Source organism: Streptococcus mitis (assembly GCF_902159415.1).
Lineage (GTDB): Bacteria > Bacillota > Bacilli > Lactobacillales > Streptococcaceae > Streptococcus > Streptococcus mitis_BG.
Genome location: NZ_CABGJU010000001.1, coordinates 970,539 through 983,101, shown reverse-complemented (window position 1 = coordinate 983,101; position 12,563 = coordinate 970,539). Strand labels below are relative to the sequence as shown.

12 protein-coding genes, 1 pseudogene and 1 riboswitch are annotated in these 12,563 nt (G+C 38.5%); of the genes and pseudogenes, 11 read left to right on the top strand and 2 right to left on the bottom strand.

Annotated elements, in window-relative coordinates; genetic code table 11:
• Window positions 1-33: 33 nt before the first annotated feature.
• Together FN031_RS05115 and trkA are read right to left on the bottom strand one after the other, a co-directional pair.
• Window positions 34-1,473 carry a TrkH family potassium uptake protein gene (locus FN031_RS05115; RefSeq protein WP_142558193.1) on the bottom strand — a complete coding sequence of 480 codons (1,440 nt, stop codon included), beginning with the start codon at window positions 1,471-1,473 and terminating at the stop codon, window positions 34-36.
• A 3-nt stretch (window positions 1,474-1,476) separates the two neighbouring features.
• Window positions 1,477-2,826, bottom strand: coding sequence for a Trk system potassium transporter TrkA (gene trkA, locus FN031_RS05110; RefSeq protein WP_142558191.1), 1,350 nt, complete (start codon window positions 2,824-2,826; stop codon window positions 1,477-1,479).
• A 419-nt stretch (window positions 2,827-3,245) separates the two neighbouring features.
• Between trkA and FN031_RS05105 the strand changes: the two genes are divergently transcribed.
• From FN031_RS05105 to ilvA, 11 genes and pseudogenes are all read left to right on the top strand, one after another.
• Window positions 3,246-3,749, top strand: coding sequence for a tRNA (cytidine(34)-2'-O)-methyltransferase (locus FN031_RS05105; protein ID WP_075566447.1), 504 nt, complete (start codon window positions 3,246-3,248; stop codon window positions 3,747-3,749).
• A 54-nt stretch (window positions 3,750-3,803) separates the two neighbouring features.
• A riboswitch (FMN riboswitch) is annotated at window positions 3,804-4,021 on the top strand.
• Window positions 4,022-4,167: 146 nt separating this feature from the next.
• Complete coding sequence (locus tag FN031_RS05100) at window positions 4,168-4,731, top strand: ECF transporter S component (protein WP_006155418.1); 564 nt, start codon at window positions 4,168-4,170, stop codon at window positions 4,729-4,731.
• Window positions 4,721-5,371: a phosphatase PAP2 family protein gene (locus tag FN031_RS05095; RefSeq protein ID WP_142558189.1), complete on the top strand. Its 651-nt coding sequence runs from the start codon at window positions 4,721-4,723 to the stop codon at window positions 5,369-5,371. The genes FN031_RS05100 and FN031_RS05095 overlap by 11 nt, the downstream gene beginning before the upstream one ends.
• 26 nt (window positions 5,372-5,397) lie before the next feature.
• Window positions 5,398-5,818, top strand: a pseudogene (locus tag FN031_RS05090) (chromosome partitioning protein ParB).
• Complete coding sequence (locus FN031_RS05085; protein ID WP_142558185.1) at window positions 5,793-6,284, top strand: GNAT family N-acetyltransferase; 492 nt, start codon at window positions 5,793-5,795, stop codon at window positions 6,282-6,284. The pseudogene FN031_RS05090 and the gene FN031_RS05085 overlap by 26 nt, the downstream one beginning before the upstream one ends.
• Before the next feature lie 223 nt (window positions 6,285-6,507).
• On the top strand, window positions 6,508-6,933 hold the full coding sequence (gene rplK / locus FN031_RS05080) for a 50S ribosomal protein L11 (RefSeq protein WP_001085804.1): 426 nt from the start codon (window positions 6,508-6,510) through the stop codon (window positions 6,931-6,933).
• Window positions 6,934-7,029: 96 nt separating this feature from the next.
• Window positions 7,030-7,719: a 50S ribosomal protein L1 gene (gene rplA, locus FN031_RS05075; RefSeq protein ID WP_001085672.1), complete on the top strand. Its 690-nt coding sequence runs from the start codon at window positions 7,030-7,032 to the stop codon at window positions 7,717-7,719.
• Window positions 7,720-7,921: 202 nt separating this feature from the next.
• The gene (locus FN031_RS05070; RefSeq protein WP_142558183.1) at window positions 7,922-9,622 is read left to right on the top strand and encodes an acetolactate synthase large subunit; all 1,701 of its coding nucleotides are present in this window, start codon (window positions 7,922-7,924) and stop codon (window positions 9,620-9,622) included.
• Window positions 9,615-10,091 carry an acetolactate synthase small subunit gene (ilvN, locus tag FN031_RS05065; RefSeq protein ID WP_075566463.1) on the top strand — a complete coding sequence of 159 codons (477 nt, stop codon included), beginning with the start codon at window positions 9,615-9,617 and terminating at the stop codon, window positions 10,089-10,091. Before FN031_RS05070 ends, ilvN begins: the two co-directional genes overlap by 8 nt.
• A 63-nt stretch (window positions 10,092-10,154) precedes the next feature.
• Entirely contained in the window at window positions 10,155-11,177 is a 1,023-nt protein-coding gene (gene ilvC, locus FN031_RS05060) for a ketol-acid reductoisomerase (RefSeq protein ID WP_142558181.1), read from the top strand.
• A gap of 74 nt (window positions 11,178-11,251) precedes the next feature.
• Window positions 11,252-12,502 carry a threonine ammonia-lyase IlvA gene (gene ilvA / locus FN031_RS05055; RefSeq protein WP_142558179.1) on the top strand — a complete coding sequence of 417 codons (1,251 nt, stop codon included), beginning with the start codon at window positions 11,252-11,254 and terminating at the stop codon, window positions 12,500-12,502.
• Window positions 12,503-12,563 lie beyond the last annotated feature (61 nt).

Here is a 12,563-nt window from a genome sequence, read left to right as displayed (position 1 = left end):
CTCGACTTTGAGAGGATTTTAGTTTCATTCTTCTTATCGTTTAGACCAAGTTCTTCTCATGAAGAGCAGTAAAATAGGATAAATCTCTAGTCGTCCAGCAATCATAGCGAAAGCAAGTAAAATCTTTGAGAAAGGGCTAAAGATAGAAAAACTTGCTGTTGTGCCAAGGATAGGCCCGATATTGTTAAAACAGCTAAATACAGCACTAGTAACTATCATCAGATTATTATTGTCTAAGCTGATGATAAAGATCAAGCTGATTAGAATCATAACATAAATCACAAAATATTTGAGAACCTTGTGCTGAGTATCCTTGTCAATAACCGCTTGATTTACATGGAGAGTGAGGACACGGTGAGGTGATAGAGTTGCTAACACCTGATTTTTAGCAATTTTTGCCATAATAAGTCCTCGAATAATCTTAAGACCACCAGCTGTTGAACCAGCAGAGCCTCCAATAGCCATCAATAAGAGAAGGATAAATTGAGAGAAGAGTGGCCAATTAGTAGTATTTCCATGACCAAAACCAGTGGTAGTAATGATGTTTGAAACTTGAAAGAGAGCCATCTCAAAGCTATCTGCAAGGCTTTGATAAAGATGGAGTGTGTTTAAAGTGATGAGACCAGTAGCAGTGATAACAATTAGGAAATATGCGCGTAGCTCTTCATCGAAAAAGAATTCCTTTACTCGACGTAGCATGAGATAGTAGTATAGGTTGAAATTGACGCCAAATACTAAGACCCCAAAACTTGTGAGATATGTAATTAAAGAACTTTGATAGTGAGCAATACCATCATTATAAACAGTGAAACCACCAGTACCAGCAGTCCCCATAGCAATAACGACACTGTCATAGAGTGGCATTCCTGCCATGTAATAAAGAATGATAAAGAGGACAAAGAGAGCTAGATAAAGTACATATAAAATTTGTGCGGTGTTCTTAAGTTTAGAGACTACTTTTCCAAAAATAGGTCCAGGAACCTCAGCTTTCATGACCTCCATATGACTGTTCTGAGCGTTATCCATAATTGCTAAGGCAAAGACAAGTACCCCCATTCCTCCAATGAGATGGGTAAAGCTTCTCCAGAATAATAGAGAACGACTTAGGACAGACACATCGTTTAAAATTGTTGCTCCCGTTGTTGTAAATCCAGAGCTGATTTCAAAGAATGCATCTATCAGGTTCGGAATTTGACCTGAAAATACAAAAGGTAAAGCACCAAAGAAGGACCAGAGAATCCAGCAGAGGGAAACAATTAAGACTCCCTCTTTTGCGTAAATGTGTTTCTCTTTTGGTTTAATGATAACCCCTGCTCCACCCAGTACTGTTAGAATACCAATAGTAGAAAAAAGGGCGATAAAGACCTGGTTTGATTCTTGGTAGTATAGAGCAATAGCCACTGGAACGAGCAGCAAAACTGCTTCAATTAAGAGAAGTTTTGCGAGAAGAAAGCGAATCATACTTCTATTCATGGCTTACCTTTCTAACAGATCGTAGATCTTAGTGATATTTGATAGTAAGGTAATGACAACCAATTTATCTCCCACTTCAAGAGTGTCTTCGCCCGTTGGGAAGATGGTTTTTCCGTTTCGGATAATAGCAGCAATCAAGATATCTTTCTTAAATTTGAGATTTGATAAAGGCTTGCCTGTCATTTTATTTTCTTCTTTGATAAGAAGTTGTATAGTTTCTACCTGACCGTTAGCGAGGTGGTGGATAGCTTGAAGGTCAGAATATTGGGCATTAGCTCGCCCGTGGATAAAGTGCATGATTGTATCAACAGCAATCGTCTTCGGCGTGATGATACTTGAAAAATCTGGAGTATTAATAATTTCTAAAAGACTAGTTCTATTAACTTTAGTGATGTTTTTTTGAACTCCAATACTATCTAAGAACATTGAGGTAATGATATTCTCCTCATCGACCCCAGTTAGAGTAGCGACAGCATCATAGTGTTGCGCGCTTTCTTCTAAGAGAACATCCTTGGTAGTTCCGTCTCCTTGAACGATGTATAGTTTAGGGAAATTTTCACTAAAAAAGGCTGCTCTTTCAGAATTGACTTCGATAACTTTTGTTTCGATACGACTGTCTTTCAAGATTTTCAAGAGATAGTAAGCAATTTTTCCAGCTCCAACAATCAGCAAGCTCTTAACAACTCGAGACTTGATGTAGTTATGGAAAAGCATCATGTCAACACGATCCCCTGTAACAAAGATTCGATCCTTGTCTTCGAGAATCATGTTACCACTTGGGATCATGAGTTTGTGATCACGTTCAATAGCACAAATAATGACATTGCCAAATTTTTTACGGAAATCAGCCATAGACATTTGGCAGATATTACTATCTTTTCGGACAATAAATTCCATTAGACTGACCAAGCCACCAGCAAAGCGTTCAACTGAAAGAGCATTAGGGAAGTCTATGATATTGGCAATAGCACGAGCTGCCAGTAATTCAGGATTAACAATCAAGGAGAATCCAAGAATATTTTTTTCTTTAAAATAAGGATTGGAATATTCAGGATTACGTACACGGACAATTGTTTCTTTTGCCCCCATTTTTTTAGCAAGAACAGCTGCAACCATATTGACTTCGTCGTACTGGGTCATGGCAATAAAAATATCACAATCTTGGACATTAGCTGCTTCTAGAATAGCGAAGTCAGCTCCGTTTCCTGCAAGTCCAATAATATCAAAACGTCTTGTCATGTAATTAAGGACTGTTTCATTTTGCTCAATTAAAACGACATCATGATCGTCTGCTACTAAAGAGCTACAGAGGGCAGAACCAACTTTTCCCCCTCCGACAAGAATAATCTTCATAGTTAGTTAACCTACTTTTTCAATATGTTTCTATCATACTCTTTTTTATAAAAAAATGCACTTAAGAACCGCTATTTTTATCTATTCCGAGACATTTCCTAATCTTAAAAGTCAAATCATAAAAATCTTTATTTCCTATAAATTTTCATTGTTTTTCAAGATATGGTATTCTGTGATATAACGATTTTAATAATTGTTAGAGTGTTTTCTGACTATGCAATTATGCTTGTAAAAAAAGTGAAAAATTCAAGACGTTTCTATTGACAATCAATCTGAAAGTGATATACTAAGAAAGTAGTTTCGCTGATTTACTTCAAACCTGTTGTGAGGTAAGTTAACGATGCCTTAACCACGCTGTTTGCTGAGCTTGACTCCGGGCAGTGTGGCTATTTTTTTGCAATGATAAAAGGAAGCAAGTTATGACAAACCACATTGTATTATTTGAACCACAGATTCCACAAAATACAGGAAATATTGCGCGTACCTGTGCAGCAACCAATAGTCCCCTTCATATTATCAAGCCCATGGGTTTTCCTATCGATGATCGCAAAATGAAGCGTGCGGGTCTGGATTATTGGGACAAGCTTGAAATCTATTTTTACGAGAATCTAGCTGACTTTGTGGACAAGATGGATGGTCAACTTTACTTGATTTCCAAGTTTGCAGAAAAGGTTTATTCGGATGCCGATTTTACAATGGAAGGGAACCACTATTTCCTTTTTGGAAGAGAAGATAAAGGCTTGCCTGAGGAATTTATGCGAGAACATCCAGAAAAGGCACTTCGAATACCTATGAATGATGAACATGTCCGCAGTCTCAATGTTTCGAATACTGTTTGCATGATTGTATACGAAGCTCTACGTCAACAGAATTTTGCTGGCTTGGACTTGGTTCATATCTATGAGACTGATAAGTTGAAATAATCATGAAAACGAATACTTAATGCTTGCACTTGCAAGCGTTTTTTGTTATGATAGAAGGGTCTTCAGGGCTGGGTGTAATTCCCGACCGGCGGTGACTTTAACTAGCTATTTCGGCATACTCGTCGTTGTCTTGTCTCGATATACTTTAGTATTATCTTCGACTGCAACGCCTAGATTAATCCCAAATATCTTAGTTAAAGAAGTCCGCGAGCGCAAGCTGATGTGGTGTGATTCCACAACCGACAGTATAGTCTGGATGGGAGAAGACGAAAGAATAATTTTATCTATTCCACTTAAATATATAGGAAGTTCTTTTGGTGTTTTTGACCAATAGATTGTTTTTGATATAGTTGAGTTGATAGATAGAGTGGGACTTTCCAACTTCTTCTGATTTTATAGAAAATTGGAGGAACCTGTTATGACAAACACACGTCGACTTTCGACCATTGCAATTTTATCAGCACTTTCATTTGTGTTGATGTACTTTGACTTTCCACTCTTGCCTGCGGCGTCCTTTTTGAGGATTGAGTTCAGCATCTTACCGGTTTTGGTAGGGTTAATAGTACTCGATTTACCTGCAGCTTTTGTGATAATTTTACTCCGTTCCTTGCTTAAGTTAATTCTAAACAATCAAGGAGTCAGCACCTATATCGGTTTGCCGATGAATATCGTGGCTTTAGGAGTTTTTGTTCTTGCATTTGGTTTGATTTGGAAAAAAGATCGGACGCCAATTCGTTTTGCTCTAGCTTCTCTTGCTGGTACGATTGGTTTGACTTTGGCTATGCTAGTTCTTAACTATGTTTATGCTGTCCCATTATATGCTAAATTTGCTAATTTTGATATTGAGAAAATACTAGGACTAAGTAACTATTTGTTGACAATGGTTTTACCTTTTAACTTAATTGAGGGTATTATCTTTGCACTAGCATTTTGGTTGATTTATGTCTTCCTAAAGGTAACTTTAAAACGTTATGAAAGATAAACAAACATATTTAACAAAGGGCTCTTTTGCCCTTTTACTATTTGTAATTCTGGGTTATGTCGTTAAGTTTTATCCAGAAAAATTGATACCATTCGATTCGTCTATCCAGACAGCAATCCGTGGAGATTTACCAGCTATATTGACAACTATCTTTCGTGGGATTACTCGCCTGATTGACTTGCCAATCGTTATTTCTTGGGCAATTCTATTGACTGCAATCTTTTATCTAAAAAAGTGGAAGTCCGAAAGTCTTTTAGTAGCTGGCAATCTTAGCTTGGCTGGAATTTTAATTGTGTCCTTAAAACACCTCTATCAACGTCCCCGACCAGATATTTTACATTTAGTGGAGGAAAAGGGTTTTTCTTTCCCAAGTGGTCACTCATTAGCAGTCACTCTTTTAATCGGTTCTCTAATTATCATTGTGGGTCAAAGAGTGAAAAATAGGACTGTAAAGCTTATCCTCCAGATTTCACTGGGAATCTACCTAGTAAGTGTAATCATTTCCAGAGTGTATCTTGGCGTCCACTATCCGTCTGATGTTCTTGCCAGTCTCTGTCTGGGTCTTGGAATTCTCTTCATTGAATTTCCATTTTATGACAAACTTCGCTTTCAATGGCGCTTCACAGGCAAACAAAAGTAGTTATTAACTCTTCTTGAGGAGAAAAAATGGAAGTCAAGATAAAAGATCTTCATCCGACTCAACTATACTTATCAGAAAAGAAGTTGCAAGAGATTCAGATACTTTATCAGTCGGTAGAAAAGCCAAGTTTTAATCCAATCAGTGTTCTTGCATTTGGAGATCGCTTGCTAATTACAGACGGGCATCACAGAGTTTACCAAGCTTTGTTGACAGGTCAAAATACGATTTCTGCTGAGTGGGATAAAGATGGTGGTAATGAACTATATCATCTCTATGCGCAAGTTTGTGAGGAAAGAAAGATTTACTCTATTTTAGATCTAAAAAATCGTATCTTACCTCAAGAAGAGTATGAAGCAAAATGGTACAACTGGTGTGATGGTTTTAATCAAGCAGCGGCTCTCTTATTGAAAAGGAAGTTAAAATGAAACAAATCATTCAAATAGATAGTTCTTTACGCTTGGTTCCTTATTTTTTAGCAGATCATCGTGATGTAGCTTTGACTTGGTATCAGGATGTGGACTTGGTTGAACTTGTAGATGGAGTCAGAAGCCCCTATAGTGTTAAAAAATTGAATGCTATGTACTCCTATTTAGAAAAACACGGGGATTTATTTTGGATTGAGTATAGAGAAAAGGGAGAGTGGCTTCCAATTGGTGATGTCACCTTATCTCTGGAGAATATTCCTATTGTGATTGGCAATCCAACTTACCAGCATCAAGGACTTGGATGTAAGGTTTTGAAGACTTTGATTGATTTAGCTCGACAAAGAGGATGGAAAGAATTAAAAGTTCAGGAAATCTATGATTTCAATTATGCCTCCAGACGATGTTTTGAGTCCCTTGGATTTGTAGAAAGTGGAAGTACTGAAAAAGGGACAAGTCTGCTCTTAAATCTGGACTCCTACAAAATTTAGTATCCCTTATAATCGCTCAAAACAGAGCGATTTTTTGTTTGTAGTTCAGGACTCTTTCACAAAAGAAATGATAGGTGAATTCAGTTATAAAATTCCTCTAAAAATAGAATTTTTCTCTTGCATTTGTTAAAAAATAGTGTATAATAGATGGGTATGTGTAAAACATACTTGTGGGAGGTAAAAATCTTACATTACCGCCAAAACCACAAAGGAGGATTTAAAAATGGCTAAAAAAGTCGAAAAACTTGTAAAATTGCAAATCCCTGCTGGTAAAGCTACACCAGCTCCACCGGTTGGACCTGCTCTTGGTCAAGCTGGTATCAACATCATGGGATTCACAAAAGAGTTCAACGCTCGTACAGCTGATCAAGCTGGAATGATCATTCCAGTTGTTATCTCAGTTTACGAAGATAAATCATTTACTTTCATCACTAAGACACCACCAGCTGCTGTTCTTTTGAAAAAAGCTGCAGGTGTTGAAAAAGGATCAGGTACACCTAACAAAACAAAAGTTGCTTCAGTTACTCGTGCGCAAGTACAAGAAATTGCAGAAACTAAGATGCCAGATTTGAACGCTGCAAACCTTGAGTCTGCAATGCGTATGATCGAAGGTACTGCTCGTTCTATGGGATTCAACGTTGTTGACTAATCAATAATATCCCAAGATAACCCGCAAGACTTCATCATTTCGAGAAGTGACGTGGGAGATGAAAATCGATTGAACCACTTACAAGGAGAATAGAAAATGGCTAAAAAAAGCAAACAACTTCGTGCTGCTCTTGAGAAAATCGACAGCACAAAAGCATACAGCGTAGAAGAAGCTGTAGCTCTTGCAAAAGAAACTAACTTTGCAAAATTTGACGCAACTGTAGAAGTTGCTTACAACTTGAACATCGACGTGAAAAAAGCTGACCAACAAATCCGTGGAGCAATGGTATTGCCAAACGGTACTGGTAAAACAGCTCGCGTTCTTGTATTTGCACGTGGTGCAAAAGCTGAAGAAGCTAAAGCTGCTGGTGCAGATTTCGTTGGTGAAGACGACCTTGTTGCTAAAATCAACGACGGTTGGTTGGACTTCGACGTAGTTATCGCTACACCTGATATGATGGCTCTTGTTGGACGTCTTGGACGTGTCCTTGGACCACGTAACTTGATGCCAAACCCTAAAACTGGTACTGTAACAATGGATGTTGCTAAAGCAGTTGAAGAGTCTAAAGGTGGTAAAATCACTTACCGTGCAGACCGTGCAGGTATCGTACAAGCTATCATCGGTAAAGTTTCATTTGAAGCTGACAAGTTGGTTGAAAACTTCAAAGCTTTCAACGAAACAATCCAAAAAGCTAAACCAGCTACTGCTAAAGGAACTTACGTAACAAGCTTGACAATCACAACTACTCAAGGTGTGGGTATCAAGGTTGACGTTAACTCACTTTAATAAGTATAAAATTTAAAACAAAAAGGTTGAAGGTAGATTTACCTCAACCTTTTTTGTCGTCATAATAAAATTTTACTAATTTAATTTGATATTGAAAATCGTCTAGATAGAAAATTCAGAAAATTGTTTCTTTTGTCTTGAAAATTTTTGAAAAAATGGTATCATAGAAACAAGTCATTTTAAGAGAAGAGAAAGGGGAAGAATGGAGAAAATCACTTTAGAAACTCCTAAGACAGGATCGGATTTAGTTTTAGAAACACTTCGTGACTTAGGGGTTGATACAATTTTTGGTTATCCAGGTGGGGCAGTTTTACCTCTATATGATGCGATATACAATTTTAAAGGTATTCGTCATATTCTTGGCCGTCATGAACAAGGCTGTCTTCATGAAGCTGAAGGATATGCTAAATCAACAGGGAAACTTGGTGTTGCGGTCGTCACAAGTGGACCAGGAGCAACAAATGCCATTACAGGTATTGCAGATGCTATGAGCGATAGCGTTCCACTCTTAGTTTTTACAGGTCAGGTAGCGCGTCCTGGTATTGGTAAGGATGCCTTCCAAGAAGCAGATATCGTTGGTATTACTATGCCAATCACTAAGTACAACTATCAAGTACGTGAAACTGCAGATATTCCAAGAATAGTAGCGGAGGCAATTCATATTGCAACTACAGGTCGTCCAGGACCAGTTGTTATTGACCTTCCCAAAGATGTCTCAGCTTTGGAAACAGATTTTATCTATTCACCTAAAGTCGTTCTTCCTAGTTATCAACCAACTCTTGAACCGAATGAGATGCAGATTAAAAAAATATTGAAGCACTTATCAAGAGCTAAAAAACCAGTTCTACTTGCTGGTGGTGGTATTAGTTATGCTGAAGCTTCTAAAGAATTAAATGAATTTGCAGAACGTTACCAAATTCCTGTTGTAACAACACTTTTGGGACAAGGGACTATTGCTACTAGTCACCCGCTTTTCTTAGGTATGGGTGGAATGCATGGTTCATTTGCAGCCAATATAGCAATGACCGAAGCTGATTTCATGATTAGCATTGGATGCCGTTTTGATGACCGTTTAACTGGGAATCCAAAAACTTTTGCCAAAAATGCCAAGGTTGCCCATATTGATATTGATGCAGCAGAGATTGGTAAGATAATTAGTGCGGATATACCAGTGGTTGGAGATGCAAAGAAAGCTTTAGAAATGCTCCTTGCAGAGCCTATTGTTCACAATGATACAACAAAATGGATTGATAAAGTAACCAAGGATAAAAACCGTGTTCGTTCTTATGATAAAAAAGAACGTGTCGTTCAACCGCAAGCAGTTATTGAACGAGTTGGTGAATTGACCAAAGGTGATGCCATTGTCGTAACGGACGTTGGGCAACACCAAATGTGGACAGCTCAGTATTATCCCTATCAAAATGAGCGTCAACTTGTAACGTCAGGTGGTTTAGGAACCATGGGATTTGGAGTACCAGCAGCTATTGGAGCAAAGATTGCAAATCCAGATAAGGAAGTAGTACTCTTTGTGGGAGATGGTGGCTTCCAGATGACCAACCAAGAGTTAGCTATTTTGAATATCTATAGAGTGCCAATTAAAGTTATTATGCTTAATAACCACTCATTAGGTATGGTTCGTCAGTGGCAAGAATCTTTCTATGAAGGAAGAACTTCGGAGTCTGTATTTGATACACTTCCTGATTTCCAGTTAATGGCTCAAGCATACGGTATAAAAAACTATAAGTTTGATAATCCAGAAACTCTTGAAAAGGATTTAGAGGTTATTCTAGAAGATGTGCCGATGTTTATCGAAGTCGATATTTCCCGCAAGGAACACGTTCTTCCAATGGTTCCTGCTGGTAAGAGTAATCATGAGATGTTGGGGGTGAAGTTTAATGCGTAGAATGTTAACAGCTAGACTCCAAAACCGCTCAGGAGTACTCAACCGTTTCACAGGTGTGCTTTCACGCCGTCAGGTAAATATTGAGAGTATTTCAGTCGGTGCGACTGAGGATCCAAATGTTTCGAGAATTACCATTATTATTGATGTAGCTTCACATGATGAAGTGGAGCAAATCATTAAACAACTCAACCGTCAAATTGATGTGATTCGTGTTCGCGACATTACAGACCATCCTCATTTAGAGCGTGAAGTTATCTTAGTAAAGGTTTCAGCACCAGCAGAAAAACGGGCAGAGATTTTGGCAATTATTCAACCTTTCCGTGCAACAGTAGTTGATGTTGCACCAAGCTCCATTACCATTCAAATGACTGGGAATGCGGAAAAAAGTGAAGCCTTGTTGCGAGTGATTCGACCATATGGAATAAGAAATATTGCTCGAACGGGTGCGACAGGATTTACTCGTGATTAAACAAAATTTATGTATGTAAAGACATAAGTGGCAAAAAGAAAGATATAGAAAAGAGAGAAAACAATGGCAGTACAAATGGAATACGAAAAAGATGTTAAAGTAGCAGCGCTTGATGGCAAAAAAATTGCCGTTATTGGATATGGTTCACAAGGACATGCTCACGCTCAAAATTTGCGTGATACAGGACATGATGTGATTATCGGTGTGCGTCCAGGTAAGTCTTTTGACAAAGCAAAAGAAGATGGATTTGACACTTACACAGTAGCAGAAGCTACTAAATTGGCAGACGTTATCATGATCTTGGCACCAGATGAAATCCAAGCAGACCTTTATGCAGAAGAAGTAGCTCCAAACTTGGAAGCTGGGAATGCACTTGGTTTCGCACATGGATTTAACATCCACTTTGAATTTATCAAAGCACCAGAAAGTGTTGACGTCTTCATGTGTGCGCCTAAAGGACCAGGTCACTTGGTACGTCGTACTTTCGAAGAAGGATTTGGAGTTCCAGCCCTCTATGCAGTTTATCAAGACGCAACAGGAAATGCTAAAGATATCGCTATGGACTGGGCTAAAGGTGTTGGTTCAGCACGCGTTGGACTTCTTGAAACAAGCTTTAAAGAAGAAACTGAAGAAGATTTGTTTGGTGAACAAGCCGTTCTTTGTGGTGGTTTGACTGCCTTGATGGAAGCAGGTTTTGAAGTCTTGACTGAAGCTGGTTATGCACCAGAATTGGCTTACTTTGAAGTCCTTCACGAAATGAAATTGATCGTTGACTTGATTTACGAAGGTGGATTCAAGAAAATGCGTCAATCAATTTCTAACACTGCCGAGTACGGGGACTATGTTTCAGGTCCACGTGTCATTACTGAACAAGTGAAAGAAAATATGAAGGCTGTTCTTGCCGATATCCAAAATGGTAAGTTTGCAAATGACTTCGTAAACGACTATAAAGCTGGTCGTCCAAAATTAACTGCCTACCGTGAACAAGCAGCTGACCTTGAGATTGAAAAAGTTGGTGTTGAATTACGTAAAGCAATGCCATTTGTCGGCAAAAATGACGATGATGCCTTTAAAATCTATAACTAATATGTAAACAAGAAGGCGAGTTGGTTGGACCAAGCTCGCTTTCACATTTAAAATACTCATTAGAAAGAAATCAAATGTTAAGAGCAAAAGATGTGGTGAAAGCCCATAAAGTTTTGAATGGTGTGGTTGCTGAGACACCGCTGGACTATGATCATTACCTATCAGAAAAATACGGTGCTAAGATTTATCTAAAAAAAGAAAATGCCCAACGAGTCCGTTCTTTCAAGATCCGTGGGGCCTACTATGCTATTTCTCAACTCAGTAATGATGAGCGAGAGCGTGGGGTAGTCTGTGCATCGGCGGGGAATCATGCCCAAGGCGTAGCCTACACCTGTAATGAGATGAAAATTCCTGCAACCATTTTTATGCCCATCACAACACCTCAACAAAAGATTGGGCAGGTACGATTCTTTGGGGGAGACTTCGTGACCATTAAATTGGTAGGCGATACCTTTGATGCTTCAGCCAAAGCAGCGCAGGAATATACAATAGCAGAAAATAGTACCTTTATAGATCCTTTTGATGATACGAATGTCCAAGCAGGTCAAGGTACTGTTGCCTATGAAATTTTAGAAGTTGCACGCAAGGAGACTATTGTTTTCGATGCTGTCCTAGTACCTGTTGGTGGGGGAGGTTTAATTGCTGGAGTTTCTACCTATATAAAGGAAACAAATCCAGAGATAGATGTCATCGGTGTTGAAGCAAATGGCGCTCGTTCTATGAAAGCTGCTTTTGAAGCAGGTGGTCCTGTCAAGTTAAAAGATATTGATAAGTTCGCTGATGGGATTGCAGTTCAAAAGGTTGGGGAATTGACCTATGAAGCGACACGTAAACATGTTGAAACCCTTATTGGTGTTGATGAAGGATTGATTTCTGAAACCTTAATTGACCTTTACTCTAAACAAGGAATTGTAGCAGAGCCGGCAGGAGCTGCTAGCATTGCTGCCTTGGAAGTTTTATCCGACTACATCAAGGGTAAGACCATTTGTTGTATTATTTCGGGTGGAAATAATGATATTAACCGGATGCCCGAGATGGAAGAGCGTGCTTTGATTTACGATGGGATTAAACACTACTTTGTCGTCAATTTCCCACAACGTCCTGGTGCTCTTAGAGAATTTGTAAATGATATCTTAGGTCCTAACGATGATATTACTCGTTTTGAATATATCAAGAGAGCTAGCAAGGGTACAGGGCCGGTTTTAATCGGTATTGCCTTATCAGATAAGCATGATTATGCAAGCTTGATTCGTCGCATGGAAAAATTTGACCCGGCTTATATTAATTTAAATGGTAATGAAACCCTATATAATATGCTTGTGTAATATACTACTAAATTTTTATCATAATATTTGCCTAACCTATTTATGAGTGCTATAATGTAAG